Here is a 25,301-nt window from a genome sequence, read left to right as displayed (position 1 = left end):
AACTATCAATTTGAAAATTTGATTGTAATTTCGAAGTATAAATCGATTCTAACCTAAGCCTCATTTCCTATCCCATGGATTTCAATTTTAAGAAAAAGCTCGATGATGAACTGGTTTTGAAAATATCCAGAATGAAGCCAGTGATCAAACCTACAAAGCCTCACAAGCATGCAGGTTATCATGAGCTTATTTTTCTTTCCAAAGGTTCCGGTCAACACACCATAGGAGATGAAACGTTTGATGTGGTGCCGCCTACAGGTTTCTACTTGGGACCTGGACAGGTTCACTGCTGGGACTTTTCTAAAGTTCCTGATGGTTTTGTGGTTTTGTTCAAAGAAGAAGTACTCAGCCATTATCCCAAGGCGTTAAACTGCCTTTTCCAATTTCCAAAACATTTTAAAATTCAAGACGAAGGTGCTTTTTTCAAAATTCTCGAAGACTTCTACCATGCCTTTAAAAACAAAGGGGATGATGACTTATTGACAGCTTTTCTCAACTTAGTAGTTATCAAGAGCCATTCCCTCTCCCAGAAAAGCAAGCCCAATAATCCAAGTGTTACCAGTGACTTTGCACATTTCAAGCAACTGCTGAATGAGCATTTTATGGAAGCCAATCACGCAGAAGAATATGCCAAAATGATGAACATGTCCCTTAAGCGTTTGAATAAGGTTTGCAAAATGTCTGTAAATGCCACAGCGAGGGAAGTAATCAAAGAAAGATTACTGATAGAGGCTAAAAACCTTCTGACACATACGAGTAGCAATGTTACTGAAATAGCCTATAAGCTTAACTTTACAGATTCATCAAATTTTGTAAAATTCTTCAAATCATTAACCACGCTGACTCCTCTGGAATACAGATCTAAGGCAATTGCCCGATAATACCATAATGGGATAGTTTTTACCGTAAATTCAGTAGCTATCCCTGTTGCTTTGTAGGAAATAATTATTTCCATGAGTAAAACAATACTATCCTCATTACTATTTTTATTAAGCGGGCTTTGCATGGCCCAGACAGGCATCAAAGGCACTTTAAAAGACGCCCAAGAAGCTCTTCCTCTTGAATATGCCAACATCGCCTTATACGCCACCAAAGACAGTAGTCTCGTTGCTGGAACGGTAACCAATGCAGAAGGACAATTTGAAATCTTAGATCAGCAAAAAGGCGACTATTACTTGATTGCCCAGTTTATGGGTTATGACAAAACAGTTGTTGAAAATATAACGATTGCAAAATCTGAGATCTTGGATTTGAAAACTATCTTACTCTCTCCCAACCAACAACTATTAGAGGAAGTAGAAATCACAGGCAAGGCTTTTACCACCATGCACAAAATAGACCGACAGGTCTATGAGGCCAATAGCTTCCAATCCAGTCAGGGCGGCACAGCCAATGACGTTCTGCGAAACCTCCCTTCTTTGACTATCGATGCCAGTGGAAATATTTCTGTAAGGGGCACCACAGGCTTTGTGGTAATGATCAATGGCAAGCCTGTTCAGACTGACCCAGCTTTAATCTTAGGCCAGATTCCCGCCAACAGCATTCAAAATGTGGAATTGGTGACTGCCCCATCGGCAAAATATGATCCAGAGGGAAAAGCAGGGATTATCAACATCATCACATCCATAGGAGCAACTGACGGCACCTTTGTTCAAGCCAATACCAAAATTGGCCTGCCCAGCGTTCAGGATTATGACAATAAGCAAAATGCAGTCAGATATGGTGCTGACTTCACCATCAATCACCGGAAAAACGATTGGGACATTTCTTTTGGGGCCAGCTATCTAAGAAATGATCTTGCAGGAAGAAGAGAAGGAAATGTCTACACCATCGATGGAGATACCACTACTTATTTCCCTTCAGATGGGGAAAGAAGTTTTGATGAGAAAAGTTATTCAGGAAGATTTACGGTGGGATACACTCCCAATGAGTCTAATACTTTTAGCCTTGGTTTCTATGGCGGTAAAAGAAGCAAAGATAGAACTGCTGACATTATTTATTATGACAATCACGCAGAAGTAAATGGGGAAACCATTTACTCTATGCAATACTATAATGAGAACCTTCGAATCCGCAGAGGAGATTTTGTCTTAGGAAGTTTTGACTATAGCCACACATTTAAAAATAAGGCCAACTTAAGCTCTTCCTTTTTATATGAATATACCATGTTGGGTGGTCCAACAACCAACCTAAACCTAGGCTATCCAGATACTGACATTGTATACCAGGACGAATACAATACTAATGACAACCCCCTTCACGGAGTGAGGTTTCAAACAGATTATAAGGCAGCACCTTGGAGCATAGGTACTTTCGAAACAGGCTATCAGTTTAGAAACCTTAACCATACCGGTGATTTTGTCTATGAAAGAAAGAATAATGAAACAGGTGAATATGAATTGGTGCCGGAATTTTCAAGCAACGTGGACCTCACCAGACAAATCCATTCTGGCTATGGGCAGCTCTCTGGTGAAAAAGACAAATGGAGCTACTCCGCAGGACTTAGGCTAGAATATATGGATAGGGAATTGGATCTTAAAGACAAAGCTGGAACAGTGGACACTACGTATTACTATGACTTTGTCAAACTTTACCCTTCAGCCACTTTACAGTATGCCTTCAATGAGGACCTAACATTAAAAGCAGCCTACAGTAAAAGAGTTCAAAGGACAACCACTTTTAAAATGAACCCCTTTCCTGAAAGAGAACACTCCGAAACATTGGAGCAAGGTGACCCAACCCTCTTGCCTGAATTTGTAGACTTAACTGAATTGGGGTTGGTCAAAGACTTTGGGAAAAACTCATTCTTTGCTACCACTTACTACAGCCATATCCAAAACCTGGTAAATAGAGTCAATACAGTTTATAATGACACTATCCTCAACAGGATTTACTCCAATGTAGGCACTGGAAAATCACTGGGACTTGAAGCAGGAATAGAGCTCAACCCGACCAAATGGTGGAACATTTTTGCCAGCGGCAACATCTATCAGTATATCATCAAAGGAACATTTGATGATAGGCCTATTGACACTTCAAGCTGGGTTTACTCCATCAATGCCAACACAAGTTTTGACCTTTCCTCTTCCTTAAAATTACAGTGGACCTTAAATTATCTTTCTGATAGAAATACTGCCCAAGGTGAGGATTCAAGGTTCTTTTCCCCTAACCTTACCTTAAAAAAGACATTTTTGGATGGCAGGCTGAGTACTACCTTGCAGTGGTTAAATATGGACCTTGGCCTTTTGGATACCAATGAGCAGCGAATCACTACATGGAGGGAAAATGAATTCTACACCACTACCAATTATGTCTACGAAGTGGATATGATCATGATCAATATTAGCTTTACCTTCAATGAGTTAAAAAATAAATCACGCTTCATCAAGAGCGAATTCGGAGAAAAGGAATTTTAACAAAACATAGAGCGGTTCAAATCCGGGTTTGGATCGCTCTATTTATCTTTAAGCATTTCAACTCTAGCATTTTTAGCTATATTTTTGTAATTTAATACTTAATACACTTATTTTATTACCTAAAGGAATAACTATTAGATGATCTGATATTTTCTTTTTGATGCACCAAGGTTCTATTCAACCAAACTGAATAGAAAACAAAGCAGCCTATATTCCAAGCCCCTAAATAACTATAAACCCAAAGTCATGAAATCCTACATAGCAAACCTCGTAACAGTACTTCTGCTGTTTTCGTGCGAAGGAGGAAACCAAAGAGAGCAAAGTAATATCACTATTTCTGAAGAAACGCTCGTCAACCATGTTCCTGTTTCGGAACCAGGAACGGCCTTGAAAAATTTACCGGCCAACTTCACGCCCTTATTTATCATGGGAGACATCAATGAAGATATGAAGGTAGATACCGACGACATCAACACTATCAATAATATGCTCAATTCTGGAAGTATTGATCAAATCCCCTGTGCTATCGCTGCGGACATCAATGCCAATGGAGAAATCAATGATGAAGACCGCTCCCTGCTAGCAAGCTTCCTGGAAAAAAGTCAAGGTGATGAGTTTACTTTATATAGTCAACCTTACTTTTCCTGTTCCTTTTCCAACTTCTGGATAGCAGCCAATTATCTTGATTTACAAAATGGGCATTTTCAGTTTTTTATCCCAAACTATGAGGAATTGGACATCTCTATTTATTCAACTTATAAAGAATACCCCATTGAGGTTGGCCAAAGCGAAGCGGTATTTGACATCCATCTCCCACCTGACTTAGATATGGAATATTTTGATTTAAGACTGAAAGTCGGCTTAAAAAACAATTATCATCTCTATCTGCCCATAGGTTATTTAGATAAAGAAACTGAAGCCGTCGAAGACAGCAGTATAGTAATCACTCCTCCTACACCACCATCACCCCTGGAATGTCCACAAAGAGGGGGAGGCTGTGAAGCACTGGTCATAGATTATTCCAAAAAAGTTTGGTTTGAATTTGATGCAGATCCTATGGCAGATGAACTGCCTACCTTGGGCTGTAACCTCACGCACATTACACCCTATATGAAAGAAATCCCCACGCCTACGGTTGTAAGAGGCTTTACCATTTATTCTCCAAGTCAAGCATCCATAACTGCTGCAAGGACTCATAACAGAAACGAACATACTGCTGTAAACAATGCCATCAACACTCACAGGCTTGCCATTGGAGCTGGTAAGGAACTGGTGATGGAAATCGTAAGGGGCCATGGTAGCCCTTGTCCAGGAGTGTTTGGAGCCCAAGCTGGTCCAGGAGTTCTTCGCAATGGATTTCATACAGGAAATTACAATGCACTTAAAAGAAAAACATGTGCTTGGTTTACTACTGAAATCACCTGCTACTCTGGCTGTACGCCGAGAATTATAGACGGTCTTGAAAACTTGGGCAGAGCAGCCAGAGCAACGGTAACCACAAAAAACATAGCCTTCCATGCACCTTATGAATGCACCACAAGCTTTGCTGCTTCAGATGCAAATAGTACTATTTCAAATGGGGCCTGCGGAACGTTCGCCAGTAGCATTGGAACTATTCTCCACAATGAAGTTTTACTCAGAAATCAAGATATTCAAAACGGTACCCCTCCTGCTGATTATACCCGATTGATCAATGTACTTCGAAACCCATTAACCACTAACCCTCCTGGTCGTTATATTGATCATGGATACATGTTTTGCCAACCCAACCACAGCCATTTCAAAACAGGAATATAAACATATCCTTAAAAACCCAATCCCGGAAAATTCCGGGATTTTTCTTTGTCCCTTCGAGATAAGGTATTGGATATTAAAAGATCAAAAGCTATGTTTAAGTAACACTACGCTCTACCAAAATATCCTGCGAATGAAATTTCTTTTGGGAATAATATGCTTCTTACTAAGTTTTCATCTTGCATTTTCTCAGCATCTTTCTAAAAACGATGCCATTGCGGACCTCACTTTTTTGAGAGACAACATTGAAAAATATAACCCAGCTCTCAAGATTTACAAACCTGATTTCCATGTAGCAAGTACAAGAATCATTGATGCGATTTATCAAGATGAAATATCCTTGAATGCTTATTTCACTTATATCAGCCAGATTTGTGCATTAAGCGATGAAGGTCACTTTGCTTTGGGGAATTGGTCTGACACTGTACATAATGGGATTCCCCAAAATAAATTCAAGTATTTGCCTATAGCTATAAAGGTTATAGATAATGACCTCTATGTTTGGCGTGATTACTCCCTAAAACCTATTATGAACCAAGGAGACAAAATCATTTCGATCAATGGATTGAACGCTGAAGATATTCTTAACCGACTACGCCTTGCCACCCCTTCTGATGGAGAAATCATCACCTATGCTGACCAAATTATCAATCTTAGCTTTCCCTGGATATACTATTTTTACATTGATCAGAAGGATCACTTTCAGATCAAGTACCAAAGCAGTCCCAAAGAGCCGATCCTTGAGACAAAAATCAAAGCATTGACCAGAGAAGAGCAGGTCAGCAGTTATAAAGCGTTGAATTTGCCTTCCAAACCTCAAGAAGAAAGTATTAAAGATTTTTATGAGCTGCATTTCAAGAAAGGCCATGCCTTACTCAAGCTAAAATCATTTGATATCCAACTGATCAAAAAATATGGTATTCACTCAAGGGATTTCTACCAAGAGATTTTTACCTCTTTAGAAAATCATCATATCAACTCACTGATAATAGACCTGAGGGATAATACTGGAGGACGGAACGAATTTGCAGATGATATGGTGCCCTATATTATGAAGGGAACTACCAATGATCCTTTTTTGAAGAAAAGCATTTCTTGGAGTGGTAAAGAGCGCGTTTATAAAATCCCGAAAAAGTCCAGCCATGCTTTTACAGGAATTATTTATGTCTTGGTCAATGGCAGAACATTCTCTGCCGGATCAACCTTGGCCAGGTATCTAAAAGAATATGGAGATGCCATTGTCATTGGTACAGAAACGGGGACGAGGTACGAAGGTTTTGCCGCAGGATCCAAAGAATACATCAGCTTACCTCACTCCTCCATCAATATCGGAATACCTCGCTTTCACCTGCTTTTTCCAGTTTCGCAAAAGCAAACCACTTCCAACAGGGGACTTTTACCAGACTACCCTATTAAAGCTTCCATTCAGGATTTAATAGATGAAAAAGACCTCGATTATGAGCAGGCCTTAGAATTGATTTCGCAGGAGTAAATGAACCAATTACATTTTCTTAATCTCAAGGAAAGGGTAAGTTGAAAAAGAAAATGCCCATAAGGGATAAATAGTTAACGTCTAGCAGCTTCCGTATTCAGGTTTTAAAGTCGATGCTCTTCCGCTTAAAATGGTAGGTATCTCAGCAGTATCCTAAAGACTAGTGGTAACAGTAGAAGGATAGAATAAAGGTCAATGCGACACAGAAGTTACGCATTGACCCAGGTCTGTTACTTTATTACTTTTCAAAGCCTTTTTGAAGAACTGCCTTTATTCCTTCTAGATTTTCGCTAAAAGCCATCATTTGAGAAAGCACTTGGGCCATCTCATTTTTATTCCCAAAGCCTTTTAACTTGTTGTTTTTTGCAAAGGTAGTTTTGATGGATTTCCACCTTTCTTCTTCCTCTGAGCTAAGCATTCCTCTCAGTTCTTTGTATTTTAGTAGATTGGCTTCTGCTGCCGCTGTCAAGGTCTGAGACTCATTTTCATAGTGTGAAAGCAACAATCCATCTAGCTCTGCTTCATTCATAATCGGCACCACTTTGGCCACCAGCTTATTCATATCCCGGTAAGAGCCCTGCAACTTAAATGATGGTTCTGTACGGTACTCATCTTCCATACCTGCAGACTTGATATAAGTCTCATTTACTTTCAAAACTGTGTTCCTGATATTCAACACCTTTCTAAGTACAGCTTCATAATCCTGAACTTCTTGTGTCGTATGATTACCTTTAAGCTCTCCATTTTCCGCATTGTTCTCCACTCTATTGATTAAAGTATAGACATCTTCAAAGTTTTTGCTGCTTAGCTGATGCAAAACAGCATTGGATGTAAGTGCATTCTCAATCAAACTTAGCTTAAACAAACTGGCTGTATCCCCAATGATATCCCCCAAGTTGTAGATATCAGCCCTATTTGCCAGCATGTCAGGAATCTTGAATTTCTCACCGCTTTCCGTGTAAGGATTTCCAGCCATGATCACGCAGAACTTCTTCCCTCTAAGATCATAGGTCTTGGGCTTTCCGTTAAAAACCCCTTCAATCTTCCGAGTACCATCGGACAAGGAGATGAATTTTTGTAAAAACTCAGGATTACAGTGCTGGATATCATCCAAATAAAGCATCACATTATTGCCCATCTCAAAAGCCAGATTGAGTTTTTTCAACTCTTCCCTCGCGGCAGAATTGGTGGCTGAAGCAGGGTCTACTGAGGTAACTTCATGCCCGATTGCCGGACCATTGATTTTCATAAAAACCAATCCCAACCGATTGGATATATATTCCATTAGAGTAGTCTTGCCATAACCGGGAGGCGAGATTAAGAGCAACATCCCCATTCTATCCGTTCTTTTATTATCCCCCACACTACCTAATTGTTTGGCCAAATTTTCTCCAAACAATGGAAAGTAAACTTGATCGATAAGTTTATTTCTAACAAATGAGGTCAATACTCTAGGCTTAAACTCCTCCAATTTCAGCTGATCTTTAAGCTCCTCTGTTACTTGATGCTTGGCCTTTCGATAAGCATTAAATGCCACCACTTCCTGATTGACAAAATGATCCAAAAGTGCACTGAAATCATGGTAATTGAAATTCATCTCTCCATGATTGATAGTGTTATGCTCCCCTTTTAGGCCTTGGATTTTTGCAAACGGGCTAGCCGAAATCAGGTTTCTTTTGCCTTCCTGCAAGAGCAAAACACAAACGGCTTCATCAATATACTCTAAGTCATCCGTACCTTGACTTACCTTTACGAAAGCCTTTAACCACTGCCTGTAAAGCTTCACTTTTGACGAAAGGCTAACCAGTTTTTCCAAATTATGGTGAAATTGATCCTGGGCTTTTTCCTTAACCAGCATCTGCTTGAATCCCTCTACAATTTTCGCAGCGCTGCTACTAAGAGCAAAATGATCATCGCTTTGGAGTTCATCAAACAAATAATGCGCAATGGCATTGGCTTTAAAGCTTGTAAATAGACCTGAAGCTTCACCATATTTTGCAATGGACTCTTCTAACTCTTCGATCAAAAAGTCATATTCCTTCGATGAAGGAAAAAACTTCAGGACTAAACCAGAAGCTTTAATGGAATGATTTAAAGCCTCTTGCTCATTCTTTTCCAAGCTAAACCAGAAAAATTGGGCATAGGCCCGGACGGTGGATGGATAAGTCAATATCTTCAACTCTTCATGCTTTTGTACAAGCATCTTCAGAATTGCAGCGGCATCTTCATCATGAACCCCTTTTACATAACCTTCCGAATAGTTGCTACTGCTCTCCTCTTGAATTACTTTCAATAATTCGGCTACATCCAATCGGGCTAGTTCCAAAGGATCTTTATCCATATATACCTTATAAGCTAAATAGGAACTCCTATAAACTTCTTCATTTTCTGATACGAACTCCTGGCTCCAGTACTTTTGGCTCTTATCCAAAACTTCATGATGAAGTTCGTGGTAGAAATCAGTCCCACTGAGATGATAGCAAAGATTTTTATCTTTGGTAACTATCGTTAAATCCAGCTCTTGACGGTTCACTCCAAACTTATGCTTGCCTAACTTGATAATATTTTCCCCATCTTCATAGAGATCAAGTTTATCTTTTAACTTTCTAAGCGCATCCTCTTTACTGGTCTTCAGAGATGTTTCTATTTCCTCCGCATTTCCGCTGTCATCTAGCTCTCTAAGTTGCTCAATAATGTCCCTTAATTTGGACACCATTATATCTGCGGCAAAATACCCGTTGATTTCATCCGCAGACTTTAAGCTTTCTGCTTTTTTTCCAATGCTCTTAAGGATCCGCTCTGAGGCTGATTTAAGAGCTATGGCCTTTTTATGTCTCTTTTCGGTAATCGCTCCCTTTTTGCTTTCAAAAGCATTGTATACCTCTTCCCTCTTTTCAATAATATCCGAAACAAAATCCTCGTAATCAGCAAATTTCCCTTCGATCTCTTCCAGCTGAACGCCTACTTTTGTCAAGAATTCATCACACTTTTCAGGAGTAGCAGCAATATCCAAGTAATTGATAATGCTCTGGTCAATCAGCTTTAACTGAGCGGCAAAATCAGCCTTTGCCTCTTTGCTGCCCAGAAGCTTTCCCTTATTCTTAATCGCAGCCTTTAACTGGTTAATAGTGGCAAAAATCAGTGAAATATTATCAATGATTTTAGTAGAATGTGAAGTATCTTCAATCTCCAAGTTAGAGACAATATCAATCAACATTTCCAAGTCTTTCGCCACCTGATTGACCTCTTCTTCCAGCTGTTTCGCCTCAACAACCTTGGTGACCTGCTCAAGATGTTGTTGCTTCTCAGTGACTTTGCCATGATAAGGCAGAAGCGCTTTTTCATCCAATAAAAACGCCACACACCTTCTTGAAATTTTATTGGTATGATGGGCTATTTCTTCCTCCAAGGATCTAAGCAATGACTCATCTATATACCTTATCTCATAAAGACTTATCACCTCTCCCCTTATGGATCTCAGTTGACCAAGCAAATCCACAAATTCATCAATGCTCCTAAATGAAGTACCCTTAATTTTATTAAAAAGTGTCTGGGATTTATCTTGGATTTCTTTGGTACTGCCTGCAGCATTCTTTTTGAGTTGGACTACCTTTTGGAATTCATCGATAGCTGCATTGGCCGCTTCATTAATAGCCTTTAAAGGCTTACTCAATTGTCCCGCTTCAACTTCATGAAGCCAATAGTAAGCATCTAAAATATCCTTTGAAAGCTTGGCCACATCTGTATAAAGGCCATCATAGTTATCTTCTTTATTGAGGAGAATGATCAGCTCATGAGATTCGGCCATGGCTTTAACGATGTCCTTGTTACCGATTTTATACAAAAGAGTATCTTGATGTTCCGACGGCAAAATATCTCCTTCCAGGTAGGAAGTTTGCCATATCTGCATCATATGGTGCTTTGTCTGCTCGTCCTCTGCTTTGAAGTAACACAATTCCCCATTGGGAAGGATGGTAAAACCACCACAAACAATAGGTGTTTTTATTTCCTGTTCTATGACATTGTAATCCATAAGAACATAAGTTCCCTTTTCGGAAGCATAAAACTTATATAGATAATCCTCCCCATTTGGAGAAGCCACAGCCCCAACAAACTTAAGTTGGTCGACATCATTATTAAAAACATGATATTCCCCCGTTTGCAAATAATATCCATTGGGAAATATGATTCCCTGATCATCTGGCAATAATACGGCTGCGTCTTTTATAGAGTCAATTTTTTGGACTTCCTGCATTTTATGGTTGTACACAAAATAGCGTGCCCTTTCCTGAAATGGTTTGATCTCCAAAACAATCAAATTGCCCAAATCCGCAAACCTGATTTGTCCATCATCCAAAGTTTGATCTCTGTAGTCAACTGGCTCGGAATAAATTCCCATACCATCATCGGTATTGTCCTCGATTTTGATGGTCAAATCCCCTCCAATGGTCTCCACAAAAACCTTATCCATAATGGAAACATGAGAGTGCTTCCCATACCGCTGCATATCCCTTGTGGCTTCTTGCCAACTGAATTGATGCTGCTTGGGAAACTTATACTCATGATCACTCCGGTTATCGATATACTTTAATTTCTTATCAGCAATCAACCACTTAAAAGTTTTGATATCTGTGACGCTCTCACTAAGCTGAAAAACCATATAAAGGTAATTGCCTATTATGGTAAACTTGGAAAAAATAGTATTCCGATAGTACTTGTAGAGGTTGGAAAAGTCATTTACAAAGGCATCCTCTTCAATCAAACCGAGCGATACTTGCTCAAACCTATTCTCATCAAACTGGTAAATACTAAATACATCAGATAGCTTAATATCAGTTCGTAAGCCAAAGTGGACATTATAACCAAAAATACAAGTATTGCCCAAAGAAATAATATCTCTGGCCACACAGTTATTTTCTGTACTGACCCTATTATTAGCTATTAACTTGGTCTCCAGGGAGCCAAATACCCCTTTTCGAGATTCATTTAACTGATGTAATCTCATCTGTAAATCATCCTTATGACCTTCCAGCCTTTTACGGATAATTTCATAGGTTCCACCATCCAATGCATCTTTATTTACCGTGCTTTGATCGTCTTGCTTCATTTCTTAATCAATCTTGATTATTATTTGGGAATGTGACTTGTGTATAGCACTCCCCCTGCAAAAAAAAAATAAGGCTGCCGAAAGGTGGCAGCCTTAAGCATTACACCATTTTATTATTCAAACCAGAAATTTTCTGATCAGAAAGCCCTAAGCTCTTGGCTATATTGAATAGGTTGCCAAGCATACTTTGCTCATCCTTATCCTTTGACCGCTCCTGGAGTTCGATCAATAGATTGGCAATAGTGAAGTTTTTCAAGTCTTCGGAAGAAATACCATACTTCTTGGAGAAATTCCTTACTTTTTCCAAAAGGTTTCCTTTGGCATAATCATCCCCTAAGATAGACTCTTTGATTTCTTGGATATTACTACTGTTCTGGACAAGCCTATCAAAACCTTTTCCTCTGGTAATCTGTCCAATTATCTGGTCAAAGAACATGGTTTCTCCACCCACAATATCAATTTTGGCTGCTTTAAGGGCATCACTGATCACCTGCGCTTGGGCATCGGCGATATCTCTTTGAATATTGATATTGGCAAGGTCTACCTGCAATTCCTTATCCAGACGAAGCTTGAATTCCTCATGCTCCTTACCTACCCCATCCAGCTTCTTCATCGCTGCCGCTTTTTCTTCGATTCCAGCAGCATCAGCTAAGGCTTTCTTCTTGATCACCTCTGCTTCAGACTCCCCTTCTTTAAGGTTTGCATTTGCTTTGGCTTCTATTCCAGCCGCTTCAGCCCTGGCTTTCTTCTCTATGATCAACGCTTCTACGACACCTTGTCTTTCACTGGCATCAGCCTTCGCATGCATTACTTGGGCTTCTGACATACCAATAATTGCTTCTTCCTTCGCTTTGGCATCGGCAATGGTCTTCCTAGCTTCTGCTTCTTTTTCACTGGCTTCTTTCTTAGCTTGCGCCTCAATATTGATTTCTTCCGCTTTGGATTTTGCTGCTTCTTTTTGAGCCTCTGCTGCTTTGATCGTTTTGATCAATTCTTCTTGCGCATTGGCCTCAGCAATAGTAATTCTCACTTGCTTCTCACGCTCGGCAGTCTTGAATTCCTGAATATCTTTCATGTTCTCCTGCTCTTCAACCACTCCTTTTTCTAGCATCACGCGATCCCTGATCACATCTTGGATATTCTTTTTCTCTACTTCTACTACTTTCTCTTTCTCAATTTGTGCAAGAGTTACAATACGCTCTCTCTCTGTGGCTTCAAGCATTCTGTCTTTTTCCACTCTTTCTGTCTCCACAGCATCTGTACGCTCCTTGTTTTTGGCCGCTACAATCACCTGACGGGCCATATTCTCTTCAGCCACCCTCACTTTTTCTTCCGTAGCAATTCGTGCCGATTCAGACTTTAATCTTTCTTCTTCTGCGACTTTACTGATCTCAGCAGATTCACGGGCTTTGATATTCGCAATCTCTCGTCTTTGTTGTTCCTCTTTTTCAGCAAGTTGCTTATCCAATTCCAAAATCGCCTCTCTAGCTTCCACATCCTGCTTTCTTATGGTTTTTTGCTCATCCCGTTTAATCAGGTTGGCTTTCATATTTTGAACAGCTGTAAGCTCAGTGATTTTCTTGATCCCCTCTGCATCCAGAATGTTGTCTGGTTTTAAATGGCTAATAGGCGTTTGTTCCAAAAAGTCAATGGCACAATCCTCCAAGGTATAACCATTCAAATCTGTACCTATGATGTCCACAATTTCATCCCTAAACTCCCTTCTCGCCTCATAAAGCTCTATAAACTGGAACTTCTTACCAACAGTCTTGAGTGCTTCAGAAAACTTCGCTTCGAATAGGTCTTCCAAAGTTTCAATCCTGGAAGCCCTGTCTACCCCAATTGTTTGGGCCACTCTTTTGATAAAGGCCACATCATTGTTTACCCGAACAAAGAAAGCTACCTTGATATCTGCCCGCATATTGTCCTTACAGATCAATCCCTCATGGGCCAAACGCTCAATTTGGATCTTTTTGACTGAAATATCCATGATCTCCACCTTATGGAAAACAGGTATCACATAGAGCCCCTTGTCAGTGGCCACCTTAGTCCCGCCAAAACCAGTTCTAATAATTGCCCGGCCTTGTGGAACCTTCCGATAAAACATCGCTATAATGATGAAATATACTACGATTAGGAACAATACTCCCCCTAATCCAATCCCGATAATTGGTATTAAATGATTCATTTTGATAAAATAGTTTAGTCGTTATATGATTGAACTAAAAAATAGTTTTTGTCAGCAGATTGCTTGATAATTAGTATTCTGTCTTGATAATTCAATGCATCTCCATTCAATGATTTGACATAAATGGACATCGAATCTCCATTGATATGAACTTCTGCATTTCCCATTTTATTTCCTGATATGGAAGAAAGCAATATTCCTTGTCTTCCTATAAAGTCATTGGCCTTGTCCCCATCCTTGTTCAAGTGTTTAAAGAATCCTTTGAATGGAGTCGTAAAGATTTTGGTAAGGATCAATGAAGCAAAAAAGGTCACGATCAGAATCCCAAAACCAAATACATTCTCATAAGATACTGTGACTGCAGTAAGCAGGACGGTACTGAACCACCAGATAAACACAAAACAGGTAAGGGTAAACATAAAAGGCAAACCCACAAAATTGAAGTAAATCAAAAAGATCTGCCACCATTTTAGTGGTTGTATCCGTTTGCCTACCACCTCGTCTTTATGGATTTCTGCATTGGATATATCCTGAAACTCAGTGCCTCCTCCATCTACATCCACTCCAGTATCAACATCCACATCGATCTCTACGTCCAGTTCAAAGTCAATTCCACTGATCATGGTCAATAACCAATACACTACCAGTAAAATAAGGAAAATGGTCAAGGTTATGTTGACCTGAGAAAAGATGATGTTAATTAAACTATCCAAGATCAGGTATTTTTATCTTCGTTAAACCCCAATTGATTTTTAAGTTTGCTCAAGTCATCCTCTGCTTTGACTTCTGAAGAACTTGCGGCTTTTTCCAATTCATCATCGATCGTTTTAGAAGCTCCAGCAATTTCACCATAAGCTTCAGCCAGCGCTTCTTCTTGGGCAACCTTTTCCTTCATTCTTTCAAGCATGGAAACAGTGCTGCTGCTATCAATTTCGGCCATTTGCTTATTCAGACTTTTGGTGGCCTTACTGACCTTTACCCTTGCCTTCAAAGTACTGAGCTCATTCTCCCAATTGCCAATACTGGATTTGATAGTTTGAATGTTTTTTTCAAGTTGAGCCACATTGTCATTGAATTTGTTCGCCTCCCCTTCAGTCCTGGCAACATGCTGCTGCATCTCCTCTTTCTTCAACAACGCTTCTTTAGCAAGTCTGTCTCCCTCTGTCGCATCCATACTTCCCTGTTGAACCTTTTTCAGGATCAGCACCGCCTTATTATGATAATCCTCTTTCTTTTCTATATAGCCCTCTTGGTCATTCTTTGCTCTAATGGCCAAAGCTTTTACTTGGGCAAGGGCTTCCATATTTTTGTTGAGGTCCTCTCTAAGATCACGGATTCCTTGCTCCGTCAACTTGATAGGGTCTTCCATTTTATCAATGGCTGCATTGGCTTCAGCCTCTCCTATTTTGAATAATCGTTTAAAAATGTTCATGTCATTAATATTTAATATTTAGAAAACTCAATTATTTGTTCTGAATACTCACTCATTAATAAACTCAGGCTATTCAGTGACCCTTCAAGTTCATTTAGGTCCATATTTTCAATCTGCAATGTATCCCTGAAAATCACCTTTTTACCTGACTCATCTAAAACAAAAGCACCATGAATGATATCCCTGTTCTTTTGGAGTAGGTTCTTATATATCTTATCAGATTGATTATTGATCTTAAAAAGAAACTGCTCCATTATTAAAATTGGTGGGGCTACACCGAGGATTAAATTCTTTATACCAAAATTCTCCTTATGAACCATCAATATTCCTTCATCCTTATTTTCGAAGACAACATCAAAATTAAGTTCAAGTAAAAAGTCTTTTGTTATCTGAAAGTGATCTTTCATTTCAAAATGATTTAAGTTGATAAAATTATTCGCGTATAATAATACGAAAATCTGGCTATTTTAAGTCCTTTTCAAGTACTCTATAACTAACAAATTAAATCTAACCCCATTACGCTATCTAATTTTGTTAGCACAAATACAAAAAACTGGCTCAAAATTCATTTTACTGTTAAACACATTAGTATTTACCGATACAATTCGCTAATATTGTTAGATAAATATACGCAATAGATTTTTATATGCAAATTATTTTAGCAATAAATGTCAAATTTTGGTAAAAATATTAGGAAAATCAGAAATGTTAAAAAGCTTAGCCAACAAGCTTTCGCTGAGCTTTTCGAATTAAAAAGAGGCACTTTGGGTGCATATGAAGAAGGTAGAAGCGAACCAAAATTAGAAACAATCATCAAAATTGCTAATTACTTTAGCATATCTATTGATGATCTATTGACTACTGAGCTTACCGTCAACAAACTACTGAAATTCAAAGGGGACCTCACCTTGCACGGAATCAATCAAAAGGACAGCTTCCCAAAAATCCCTTGCATCACCTCCAACAATGAAGTAGATTATATCAAATTCCATGACAAACCGCACTTCATCGAAGATTTGCCTGTCATCCAAGTTCCCATTACTGATACCAAAAGATATCGAGGGTATATTATTTCCAATCTTGAGATGACCAACCATGATAAAGGTTTGCTACCAAAAGACATGGTCCTAGGTGAGTTCGTTGATCATGAAGATTATCATAAAATAGAAAATGGCGAATTGGTTCTGATTGTCACTAGTAGTCAATTGGTCTTAAGGAAATTTTTTCTTTCTGGCAACACAGTTACTTTAAGGGCAGCCAATAGAAATATAGATGATTTATACCTCAACTTATCTGAGATTAAAGAACTGTGGCTCATCAAATTCACCTTTGCCAAAAAAGCCCTTGAAAGTAATGTAGAAATCGAAGAAAAGTTAGCTTTTTTGGAACAGGAGTTTATGAAGTTAAAAAAGAAGTTGTAGCAACAACTCCTAACCTACTATCCCCTTTCTGATCATCCTTTTTCAAAAAAGAACAGCTTATTCGCCCCCTTTTTACTTTTTTGTGTAAGATTAACGAATTATCCATTTTGTTTTCTACCATTTTTCCACAGTTACACATTTCCTTAGTTCCCAAATTAGGATTATCTTAATAGTATTAACCTAGTACTACTAATACTATATCCATTAAACTTTTAATATTTTATGAAGCTCACCCCCAGAGAAACTGAAAAACTCATGCTCTTCCTTGCCGGTGAATTGGCTGAAAAAAGAAAAGCCAGAGGTGTAAAATTAAACTATCCTGAGTCCATTGCGCTCATAAGTGCACGATTGCACGAAATGGCTCGAGATGGAAAGTCTGTTGCAGAACTCATGCAGATTGGAGCCACCTTTCTCACGAAGGAAGATGTAATGGAAGGGGTAGCAGAAATGATCCATGATGTACAAATTGAAGCTACCTTCCCAGATGGAACTAAACTGGTGACCGTACACAATCCTATCCGCTAAAAACCACACAAATCACAACACCATGATACCAGGAGAATATATCTTAAAAGATGAACCTATAGTCTGTAATGCCCAGCATACAAGCATTTCAATAGAAGTCACCAACACTGGTGATCGCCCCATCCAGGTTGGCTCGCACTTTCATTTCTTTGAAGTCAACAAAGCCATTTCATTTGATCGTTCAAAAGCATTTGGAAAACGCATGGATATCCTGGCAGGAACAGCAAGACGGTTTGAGCCAGGTGAAAGCACTGAAGTAAGCTTAATCCCACTTAGCGGTGCTCAAAAGGCCTATGGTGCCAATAACCTTACCCAAGGAGACACCCAATCTTCCAATAGCCTTGACAAAGCCATGCAAAAAATCAAATCAAAAAATTTTAAAACTGAAAATGTATGAGCTTTAAAGTCAAGAGGATTAAATATGCCAATATCTATGGCCCAACGGCAGGTGACAAAATAAGACTAGGGGATACAGAATTATTTATTGAAATCGAAAAAGACTTCAACAGCGAACATTATGGTGAAGAAAGTATGTTTGGAGGAGGAAAAACCGTACGTGACGGAATGTCTCAAGCCTCTACCAATATTCGAAATGAAGGCGTATTGGATTTTGTCATTCTTAATGTCATCATCATTGACCATTGGGGAATAGTAAAAGGAGATGTAGGGATCAAGGATGGTAAAATAGTCGGTGTAGGAAAAGCTGGTAACCCAGACACCATGTCCGGAGTGCATTCTGACTTGATCATAGGAGCTTCAACCGAGGTTCACTCCGGAGCAGGACATATCCTGACTCCAGGAGGAATAGATGCTCATATCCATTTTATTTGTCCCCAACAAATAGAACATGCACTGTTTAGCGGCATCACTACCATGATCGGCGGAGGTACTGGCCCTGCCGATGGCACCAATGCCACCACCGTCACACCTGGAGCATGGAATATCCAAAAAATGCTGGAAGCAGCCGACCATTACCCTATGAATTTGGGATTTTTTGGAAAAGGAAATTGCAGTACCCTAGCCCCACTCAAAGAGCAGGTAGAAGCCGGAGCTCTCGGACTTAAAATCCATGAAGATTGGGGCGCGACGCCTGCTGTGATAGATGCTTCACTGAAAGTAGCAGATGAATTCGATGTGCAAATTGCTATCCATACAGACACCCTTAATGAAGCTGGTTTTCTTGAGGATACTGTAAATGCCATTAAAGGAAGAACCATCCATACCTTCCATACTGAAGGGGCCGGTGGGGGGCATGCTCCGGACATCATTAAAATATCTTCATTTCCCAATGTATTACCCAGCTCGACCAACCCTACCCGTCCGTACACCAAAAACACCATTGATGAGCATTTAGACATGTTGATGGTCTGTCATCATTTGAGCAAATCTATCCCGGAAGATGTTGCCTTTGCAGACTCAAGAATTCGAAAGGAGACCATCGCAGCGGAGGACATCCTCCATGATATGGGCGTATTCAGTATGATGAGTTCTGATTCTCAGGCCATGGGCAGAGTGGGTGAAGTCATTACCAGAACCTGGCAAACTGCACATAAAAACAAAATTCAACAAGGTTTCCTTCCTGAAGACCGAGAGCTTCAAGCGGACAACTTCAGGGTCAAAAGATACATTGCCAAATACACCATCAACCCCGCTATTTCTCATGGAATCGCTAAACATGTCGGTTCCATAGAATCGGGAAAGATAGCTGACCTGGTACTGTGGAAGCCTGCTTTCTTTGGGGCAAAACCAGAAATGGTAATTAAGGGTGGAATGATCACCGCCAGCAAAATGGGAGACCCCAACGCCTCCATCCCTACCCCTCAACCTGTAATCATGCGGAATATGTTTGGAGCCCATGGCAGCGCCCTTGAAAAAACCTCTGTCACTTTCATCTCTAAAGCAGGATTGGAAAACAACATCAAAGAAAAATATGGGTTAAAAAAAGAGGTTGTGCCCGTAGAGGGTTGTAGAAACATTGGAAAAAAAGACCTGATCCATAACGACAAGACCCCGGTTATAGAAGTCAATCCAGAAAACTATGAAGTTTCCGTTGAGGGTAAGGTAATTACTTGTGAACCTTTAGAAGTACTCCCTCTGGCACAACGTTATTTCCTATTTTGATATCATATCACCCAATCCCTAAATATGATCTGCAAACAAGTCTTAGGCAATCTTTCCTCATATCCCATTGACAACAAAAAGGTCGAAGAATTAAAATTGGAATGGTTTGAAGCCCCAAAACGTATTTTGCGCAAAACAACTGACACAGGCACTGAGGTGGCTATAAAATTCCTCAGAGAAGGCAGCCGACTTTTGGAAGGTGACATTCTTTTTGAGGATGAGACCAAATTGATCGTAGTTAGTATTTCACCTTGTGATGCCATTGAGATCACCCCGAGGTCAATGTATGAAATGGGTACCATTTGCTATGAAATAGGCAATAAGCATTTACCACTCTTTATTCAGGATGATAAAGTATTGGTTCCGTACGAAAAACCACTTGAGAGATTGCTGATTGCCACAGGATATCAAGTTACTAAAACCCATTGCAAACTATTGAACATGCTAAAAGCCAATGTGGATCATTCCCATGGCAAGCAAGGAGGATCCCTTTTCTCCAAGATTCTGGAATTGACCACTAAAGAATAACCTAATGGGCATCAAGAAAAATAAAAATTTAACTTATACCCATTCGGGTGGTCAATTGCTTCATATTCTGCATATCGCGGATCCAACGCTGCCTGTTGGTGGCTTTTCTCACTCCAATGGACTGGAGACTTACGTGCAGCAAGGTCTGGTCAAAGATGTCCAAAGCACCATAAAGTTCATCAAAGCCATGCTAGAAAACAACTACAAATACAATGATGGCTTCTTGGTAAGTCTAGCCCATGCATATACTTCTGCCAAAGACATTGAGAAACTGGTCGCTTTGGATATTGAAAGTCATGCACTGAAATCCCCTATGGAAATCAGAGAGGCAAGTGTAAAGATGGGGACAAGGCTATTAAAAATCTATATTGAATTTATTGACTCCTCCCTTCTTGAGGAGTTCCAGCACCAAGTCAAAGAAAAGTCCGCATATGGGTATTTTCCTGTGGTATATGGGCTGATCACTGCTCTGTTAGAAATTCCAATGCAAGATGCCATAGCTTCATTCCTTTACAATGCCACAGTAGCCATGATGACCAATGCGGTTAAGCTGGTTCCTTTAGGACAAATGGATGGACAAAGAATTCTTTTCGGTACCCACACCATGATCCAGGAAGTTACCAAGGATATTCTGAACCTTGATCTTGAAATGCTGGGTCTTTGTAACCCTGCTTTTGATATCAGAAGTATGCAGCATGAAAACCTATATTCAAGGCTTTACATGTCTTAATCATTTAGCTATGAAAGAAGAAAGAAAATACATTAAAATTGGTATAGCAGGCCCAGTTGGGTCTGGAAAGACTGCTTTAATCGAAAGGCTGTCCAGAAGAATGGCCAAAGGTTACAGCATAGGTGTCATCACCAATGATATTTACACCAAAGAAGACGCCCTTTATTTGACCACAAACTCCCTGTTACCAGAAGACCGAATCATTGGTGTAGAAACTGGAGGCTGTCCTCATACAGCTATACGAGAAGACGCTAGCATGAACTTGGAAGCAGTAGATGAAATGGTTAGCAGACATCCTGATGTAGAAATAATATTTATTGAAAGCGGAGGAGACAACCTATCTGCTACTTTCAGCCCAGATTTGGCTGATGTCACCATCTTTGTCATCTCAGTGGCTGAAGGGGAAAAAATCCCGAGAAAAGGAGGGCCGGGCATTACCCGATCAGACCTCTTGGTCATCAATAAAATTGATTTGGCGGCTATGGTTCATGCCAATTTGGAAGTAATGGAAAATGACTCCCGCAAAATGAGAAATGGACAGCCTTTCGTTTTTACCAACCTCATGAATGACACAGGTTTGGACAGTATTATTCAATGGATCCAGCGTTATGCTTTGATCGAGGAAAATGCTGTGGAACCAGAACTATGGCGCTAATGGAAAAATATCATCTCAAAACTGGACTTCGTCAGCATACAATACTTAAAGACGTTTACTTTACGCCTCCTTTTAACCTGGTGGAAGTAAGGGAGAATAAGAAAGATTTACTGCTTGAGGTGATGGTCATGAGTTCTTCCCCAGGCATGCTCAATGATGATCATTACGATATCAATATCGAGGTAATCGACCATTCCGCCCTTAACCTTCAAACACAGTCCTATCAAAGAATTTATGTTTCTAAAAAGGGTACTACTCAAAAAATGAATGTAAAAGTGGGAAAAGAAGCCTATTTTAGCTATGTCCCCCACCCCACTGTACCCCACAAGGGAGCCAATTACAAAACTGAAAACACCATTTATCTGAAACCTAGCAGTACCTTGGTCTGGGGAGAAATTCTTACCTGTGGCCGAAAATTCATGGATCAAAATGAAGAATTTACTTTCACCAAATATCACGCCATCACACAAGTGTATGTTGATGGAAGGTTAATATTCAAAGACAACCTTTACCTAATGCCTGAAAAAATAAACGTTCAAGATATGGGGCTATATGAAGGCTTCACCCATCAAGGTTGTCTACTCTATATAACACCAAATGCAGATGTAAACCTTAAAAAGGCCAGTTTTGCTCAAATTTTGGAAGGAGTTAAAGAAATTGAATTTGGGATCTCTGTTCTCAATCAATCCGCATTGGTCATCAGGTTATTGGGAAATAGTGGTGAATTGCTTTATCAAATCCTCAGTAAAATCCGAATTGGTGAAGACGAAATCATTAACAAATCAATAAAAGAATTATGGGAACAGAACTGAGCATTTTGTTAGGAACTGCTATCTCTATAAGCATCCTGCATACCGTTTCAGGACCGGATCATTACATCCCTTTTATAGCCATAGGTAAATCAAAAGGATGGAAACTTCCAAAAATCCTGTTTTGGACAGTCATTTGTGGCATTGCCCACGTGCTCGCTTCGGTTCTCTTGGCTTTAATTGGTGCTGGATTGGGATTTTCATTGGGTAAAATTGACGTTCTGAATGAACTGAGAGGCGGTCTTGCCAGCTGGGTACTGTTTGGCTTTGGGCTACTCTATTTTCTTTATGGAATGTATGGTGTTTATCGAGAAAAAAGACACAAGCATTTCGATGTGTACGACGATGGATCTGTTTATGTATACGAGCATGACCATAGTAATATGATATATCCGACAAATCGCCAAAAGGTCACCCCTTGGATCTTATTCATTATCTTTCTGCTAGGTCCTTGCGAATCGTTATTTCCATTGTTGACCTACCCCGCTGTCCAACAGTCCTCTTTTAATTTCATGGTTTTGATTTCTGTATTCTTAATCTTTACGGTTTTGACCATGGTCCTCATAGTCATATTAATATATTCAGGTTATCAATTTGTAAAAACATCCTGGTTAGAAAAATACATGACACCTATTGCCGGTGCTTCCATTGCCATCTGTGGAGCTGGAATGATTTTCTTGGGATGGTAAGTTTTAATCATGTTTTTTCATTGACATGAAAAGGCCACTTTAAATTTAATCAAAGTGGCCTTTTTGGGGTATAGCTATCGCTTATACCTTAGGTAATTCCCAGCCATTATGGTAATTGGCATTTACAAGTTGGTTTGCCTCAGGGTCAGTAAACAATCCCTTTTCAGCATCCCAGTATATCTTCTTACCAGTCTTATAAGCAATGTTCCCCATATGTGCATTGATAGCAGCAACACTACCTGTTTGGACTGCACAATTAAGCTTCGAAGCATCATTAGCTTTGATTGCCTCTACAAAATTGGTTGTATGCCGATCTAAGGCATTTCCCTCTGGCTTTACTCTGGCCATTCCTTCAATCAAAGGCTTTCCATTTTTTTGCTCGGCAATAATCTCCCATCCCCCTCTGTTCACCACCAATGTGGCATTATTTCCTATGAAAGCAATGCCTTCAGTGTAACCATAATTTCCTCCATCAATACCCGTCGCATGCTCCCACAGCATGTTGAATCCATCGTATTCATATACTGTCTGAAGGGTATCAGGTGTCTCTGAAGCGTCATCTGGATAAGCTAGCTTTCCTCCAGATGCCATAACGGACTTCGGTGCGCTAACTCCCATAGCATACAAGGCAATATCAATTTCATGTACCCCCCAATCAGTCATCAACCCACCGGCATAATCCCAAAACCAACGGAAATTAAAATGGAAACGGTTTTCGTTAAAGGCTCGATCTGGTGCCGGGCCCAGCCACATTTTATAATCCACTCCTGCTGGAGGTGTACTATTGGGTTTTACCGGAACAGGGTTCATCCAACCTTGATAAGCCCAACATTTTACCAAGCGGATATTTCCAAGTTGTCCAGATTTCACAAATTCAATGGCTTCGTCATATTGACTGCCACTTCGCTGCCACTGGCCGACCTGCACTAACTTGCCATAACGCTCAGCCGCCTTGACCATCAGGTTACATTCTTGGATTGAATTGGCCAATGGCTTCTCTACATAAGCATGCTTTCCGGCAGCAAGGCTATCTATTAAAGTCAAACAATGCCAATGATCAGGCGTACCGATGATGACCACATCGATATCCTTATCTTCCAGCATTTTTCTATAATCCTTATAAAGTTTTGGCTTCTTACCCCTTTGCTTTTCAACATCAGCAGCCCTCCTGTCCAATACGCTTTGGTCAATATCCGCGATGGCCACACAATTGACCTGTGGCATTTTTAAAAACGAATTCATATTGGACCAGCCCATCCCATTGGCACCGATAAGGCCGACATTCACTTGGTCATTGGCTCCAATTTTCCGTGTAAACTGCCCAAAGTCTTTAGCGGATAAAACAGTTGGAATAGAAAGTGCTGCCGTTGCCAGCAGGGAGTTTTGCAAAAATTTTCTTCTTGAAGACATCTTTGTTTTTTTGGGTTAGTGGTTAAATATTGTCCGAGATCAAAGTTTCCTGACCCAGATATTTCTAAAATTCACCGGATTGCCATGGTCCTGTAACTTGATTGGCAACTCCGCTTCATGGGGTTCATATTGGTGAACCCCGATATACGCAGTTGAGCCTTTTACTTCATAATGATTTTGTACCAAAATACCATTATGGATGACCGTTACATAAGCAGGTCTGATCAACATGCCATCCTCATTGAACCTAGGTGCTGTAAAGAACACATCATAAGTATTCCATTCTGTGTGAGGTCGCGTAGCATTTACTAAAGGTATACCTTCTTTGTATAAAGAAGCTGCTTGACCATTAGAATAAGTGCGATTATCATAGGAATCTAAAATCTGTACTTCATAGCGATCCATAAAGAATAGCCCACTATTTCCTCTTCCTTGCCCGTCTCCTTTCACCACATCTGGTGCTTTCCATTCGATATGTACCTGCACATCCCCAAAAGACTCTTTAGTGGCAATATCACCTTTGCCAGCCGCCACTGTAAAGATACCATCATGCACACTCCATTCAGCATCACCTCCGGTTTTATAACTTTTCCATGCACTCAAATCACTGCCATCAAAAAGAACAATAGCATCAGAAGGCGGTAGATGATTTTCTTCCCCAGGAGTAACTTTCCTAGGTTCTGGTTCCCATACTTCTGTTGCTTCTGGAGGTAATTGAATTTGCTTGTGCTGAGCCAGAGCTGGAATGCTCAATAGACTTCCCGCAACAATCGGGATTAATAGGTTTAATTTCATTGTAAATTGGGTTTCTAATAAATACAAGGTTGGAAGTTAATTGATTTGAGCTAAAATGAAAAGTGAAATTATTATTCTTATTCCATCATTTGACCAATGGTCTATAATTCCTAAATCGATTTATTTTGATTCCATTGAAACAATCGAGTAGGAAGCAAAGATAGGGAGCTACCCTAACTTTGCTGTCCT

20 protein-coding genes are annotated in these 25,301 nt (G+C 39.9%); 13 read left to right on the top strand and 7 right to left on the bottom strand.

Features of this window, described 5'->3' with window-relative positions:
• Positions 1 to 74: 74 nt before the first annotated feature.
• The 4 genes from IFO69_RS17975 (at position 75) to IFO69_RS17960 (ending at position 6,702) form a co-directional block, all read left to right on the top strand.
• Positions 75 to 881, top strand: a complete 807-nt coding sequence (locus tag IFO69_RS17975; RefSeq protein ID WP_192011516.1) for a helix-turn-helix domain-containing protein — start codon at positions 75 to 77, stop codon at positions 879 to 881.
• Between the two features lie 123 nt (positions 882 to 1,004).
• Positions 1,005 to 3,416 carry an outer membrane beta-barrel family protein gene (locus tag IFO69_RS17970; RefSeq protein ID WP_225444194.1) on the top strand — a complete coding sequence of 804 codons (2,412 nt, stop codon included), beginning with the start codon at positions 1,005 to 1,007 and terminating at the stop codon, positions 3,414 to 3,416.
• Positions 3,417 to 3,662: 246 nt separating this feature from the next.
• Positions 3,663 to 5,213 (top strand): dockerin type I domain-containing protein, encoded by a 1,551-nt coding sequence (locus IFO69_RS17965; RefSeq protein WP_192011514.1) that lies wholly within the window; start codon positions 3,663 to 3,665, stop codon positions 5,211 to 5,213.
• 130 nt (positions 5,214 to 5,343) lie between these two features.
• Positions 5,344 to 6,702, top strand: a complete 1,359-nt coding sequence (locus IFO69_RS17960; RefSeq protein WP_192011513.1) for a S41 family peptidase — start codon at positions 5,344 to 5,346, stop codon at positions 6,700 to 6,702.
• 238 nt (positions 6,703 to 6,940) lie between these two features.
• Here IFO69_RS17960 and IFO69_RS17955 read toward each other — a convergent pair whose 3' ends face one another.
• The 5 genes from IFO69_RS17955 to IFO69_RS17935 form a co-directional block, all read right to left on the bottom strand.
• The gene (locus tag IFO69_RS17955; RefSeq protein WP_192011512.1) at positions 6,941 to 11,809 is read right to left on the bottom strand and encodes a DNA repair ATPase; all 4,869 of its coding nucleotides are present in this window, start codon (positions 11,807 to 11,809) and stop codon (positions 6,941 to 6,943) included.
• 100 nt (positions 11,810 to 11,909) lie between these two features.
• On the bottom strand, positions 11,910 to 13,997 hold the full coding sequence (locus IFO69_RS17950; protein ID WP_192011511.1) for a flotillin family protein: 2,088 nt from the start codon (positions 13,995 to 13,997) through the stop codon (positions 11,910 to 11,912).
• 14 nt (positions 13,998 to 14,011) lie between these two features.
• The gene (locus IFO69_RS17945; RefSeq protein ID WP_192011510.1) at positions 14,012 to 14,710 is read right to left on the bottom strand and encodes a hypothetical protein; all 699 of its coding nucleotides are present in this window, start codon (positions 14,708 to 14,710) and stop codon (positions 14,012 to 14,014) included.
• 2 nt (positions 14,711 to 14,712) lie between these two features.
• The gene (locus IFO69_RS17940; RefSeq protein ID WP_192011509.1) at positions 14,713 to 15,429 is read right to left on the bottom strand and encodes a PspA/IM30 family protein; all 717 of its coding nucleotides are present in this window, start codon (positions 15,427 to 15,429) and stop codon (positions 14,713 to 14,715) included.
• Between the two features lie 11 nt (positions 15,430 to 15,440).
• Positions 15,441 to 15,836: a type III secretion system chaperone family protein gene (locus IFO69_RS17935; RefSeq protein ID WP_192011508.1), complete on the bottom strand. Its 396-nt coding sequence runs from the start codon at positions 15,834 to 15,836 to the stop codon at positions 15,441 to 15,443.
• 261 nt (positions 15,837 to 16,097) lie between these two features.
• Here IFO69_RS17935 and IFO69_RS17930 point away from each other — a divergent pair, with 261 nt between their 5' ends.
• The 9 genes from IFO69_RS17930 (at position 16,098) to IFO69_RS17890 (ending at position 22,907) form a co-directional block, all read left to right on the top strand.
• A complete protein-coding gene (locus IFO69_RS17930) occupies positions 16,098 to 16,850 on the top strand; it encodes a helix-turn-helix domain-containing protein (RefSeq protein ID WP_192011507.1) in 753 nt (250 codons plus the stop codon).
• 222 nt (positions 16,851 to 17,072) lie between these two features.
• Complete coding sequence (gene ureA / locus IFO69_RS17925; RefSeq protein ID WP_192011506.1) at positions 17,073 to 17,375, top strand: urease subunit gamma; 303 nt, start codon at positions 17,073 to 17,075, stop codon at positions 17,373 to 17,375.
• A 22-nt stretch (positions 17,376 to 17,397) separates the two neighbouring features.
• Entirely contained in the window at positions 17,398 to 17,772 is a 375-nt protein-coding gene (locus IFO69_RS17920) for an urease subunit beta (protein ID WP_192011505.1), read from the top strand.
• On the top strand, positions 17,769 to 19,496 hold the full coding sequence (ureC, locus tag IFO69_RS17915; protein ID WP_192011504.1) for an urease subunit alpha: 1,728 nt from the start codon (positions 17,769 to 17,771) through the stop codon (positions 19,494 to 19,496). Before IFO69_RS17920 ends, ureC begins: the two co-directional genes overlap by 4 nt.
• A 24-nt stretch (positions 19,497 to 19,520) precedes the next feature.
• Positions 19,521 to 20,024, top strand: coding sequence for an urease accessory protein UreE (ureE, locus tag IFO69_RS17910; RefSeq protein ID WP_192011503.1), 504 nt, complete (start codon positions 19,521 to 19,523; stop codon positions 20,022 to 20,024).
• A gap of 4 nt (positions 20,025 to 20,028) precedes the next feature.
• On the top strand, positions 20,029 to 20,754 hold the full coding sequence (locus IFO69_RS17905) for an urease accessory protein UreF (protein WP_192011502.1): 726 nt from the start codon (positions 20,029 to 20,031) through the stop codon (positions 20,752 to 20,754).
• 10 nt (positions 20,755 to 20,764) lie between these two features.
• Positions 20,765 to 21,409, top strand: coding sequence for an urease accessory protein UreG (gene ureG / locus IFO69_RS17900; RefSeq protein ID WP_192011501.1), 645 nt, complete (start codon positions 20,765 to 20,767; stop codon positions 21,407 to 21,409).
• Complete coding sequence (locus tag IFO69_RS17895) at positions 21,409 to 22,221, top strand: urease accessory protein UreD (protein ID WP_192011500.1); 813 nt, start codon at positions 21,409 to 21,411, stop codon at positions 22,219 to 22,221. The genes ureG and IFO69_RS17895 overlap by 1 nt, the downstream gene beginning before the upstream one ends.
• Positions 22,206 to 22,907, top strand: a complete 702-nt coding sequence (locus tag IFO69_RS17890) for a hypothetical protein (RefSeq protein WP_192011499.1) — start codon at positions 22,206 to 22,208, stop codon at positions 22,905 to 22,907. The genes IFO69_RS17895 and IFO69_RS17890 overlap by 16 nt, the downstream gene beginning before the upstream one ends.
• Before the next feature lie 81 nt (positions 22,908 to 22,988).
• On the opposite strand, the gene IFO69_RS17885 is transcribed toward IFO69_RS17890, so the two are convergent.
• Together IFO69_RS17885 and IFO69_RS17880 are read right to left on the bottom strand one after the other, a co-directional pair.
• Positions 22,989 to 24,317: a Gfo/Idh/MocA family protein gene (locus tag IFO69_RS17885; RefSeq protein ID WP_192011498.1), complete on the bottom strand. Its 1,329-nt coding sequence runs from the start codon at positions 24,315 to 24,317 to the stop codon at positions 22,989 to 22,991.
• A 39-nt stretch (positions 24,318 to 24,356) separates the two neighbouring features.
• Positions 24,357 to 25,112, bottom strand: coding sequence for a 3-keto-disaccharide hydrolase (locus IFO69_RS17880; RefSeq protein WP_192011497.1), 756 nt, complete (start codon positions 25,110 to 25,112; stop codon positions 24,357 to 24,359).
• Positions 25,113 to 25,301 lie beyond the last annotated feature (189 nt).

Source organism: Echinicola arenosa (assembly GCF_014841125.1).
GTDB lineage: Bacteria > Bacteroidota > Bacteroidia > Cytophagales > Cyclobacteriaceae > Echinicola > Echinicola arenosa.
This window is presented reverse-complemented; position numbering and strand designations above follow the sequence as displayed.

Bases quoted from the DNA above. Each gene is read 5' to 3' on its own strand.
- ureG (WP_192011501.1), top strand. From the start codon at position 20,765: ATGAAAGAAGAAAGAAAATACATTAAAATTGGTATAGCAGGCCCAGTT.
- IFO69_RS17905 (WP_192011502.1), top strand. From the start codon at position 20,029: ATGGGCATCAAGAAAAATAAAAATTTAACTTATACCCATTCGGGTGGT.
- IFO69_RS17895 (WP_192011500.1), top strand. From the start codon at position 21,409: ATGGAAAAATATCATCTCAAAACTGGACTTCGTCAGCATACAATACTT.
- ureA (WP_192011506.1), top strand. From the start codon at position 17,073: ATGAAGCTCACCCCCAGAGAAACTGAAAAACTCATGCTCTTCCTTGCC.
- IFO69_RS17950 (WP_192011511.1), bottom strand. From the start codon at position 13,997: ATGAATCATTTAATACCAATTATCGGGATTGGATTAGGGGGAGTATTG.
- IFO69_RS17975 (WP_192011516.1), top strand. From the start codon at position 75: ATGGATTTCAATTTTAAGAAAAAGCTCGATGATGAACTGGTTTTGAAA.
- IFO69_RS17885 (WP_192011498.1), bottom strand. From the start codon at position 24,317: ATGTCTTCAAGAAGAAAATTTTTGCAAAACTCCCTGCTGGCAACGGCA.
- IFO69_RS17880 (WP_192011497.1), bottom strand. From the start codon at position 25,112: ATGAAATTAAACCTATTAATCCCGATTGTTGCGGGAAGTCTATTGAGC.
- IFO69_RS17890 (WP_192011499.1), top strand. From the start codon at position 22,206: ATGGGAACAGAACTGAGCATTTTGTTAGGAACTGCTATCTCTATAAGC.
- IFO69_RS17965 (WP_192011514.1), top strand. From the start codon at position 3,663: ATGAAATCCTACATAGCAAACCTCGTAACAGTACTTCTGCTGTTTTCG.
- IFO69_RS17940 (WP_192011509.1), bottom strand. From the start codon at position 15,429: ATGAACATTTTTAAACGATTATTCAAAATAGGAGAGGCTGAAGCCAAT.
- IFO69_RS17960 (WP_192011513.1), top strand. From the start codon at position 5,344: ATGAAATTTCTTTTGGGAATAATATGCTTCTTACTAAGTTTTCATCTT.
- IFO69_RS17920 (WP_192011505.1), top strand. From the start codon at position 17,398: ATGATACCAGGAGAATATATCTTAAAAGATGAACCTATAGTCTGTAAT.
- IFO69_RS17955 (WP_192011512.1), bottom strand. From the start codon at position 11,809: ATGAAGCAAGACGATCAAAGCACGGTAAATAAAGATGCATTGGATGGT.
- IFO69_RS17935 (WP_192011508.1), bottom strand. From the start codon at position 15,836: ATGAAAGATCACTTTCAGATAACAAAAGACTTTTTACTTGAACTTAAT.
- ureE (WP_192011503.1), top strand. From the start codon at position 19,521: ATGATCTGCAAACAAGTCTTAGGCAATCTTTCCTCATATCCCATTGAC.
- ureC (WP_192011504.1), top strand. From the start codon at position 17,769: ATGAGCTTTAAAGTCAAGAGGATTAAATATGCCAATATCTATGGCCCA.
- IFO69_RS17970 (WP_225444194.1), top strand. From the start codon at position 1,005: ATGGCCCAGACAGGCATCAAAGGCACTTTAAAAGACGCCCAAGAAGCT.
- IFO69_RS17930 (WP_192011507.1), top strand. From the start codon at position 16,098: ATGTCAAATTTTGGTAAAAATATTAGGAAAATCAGAAATGTTAAAAAG.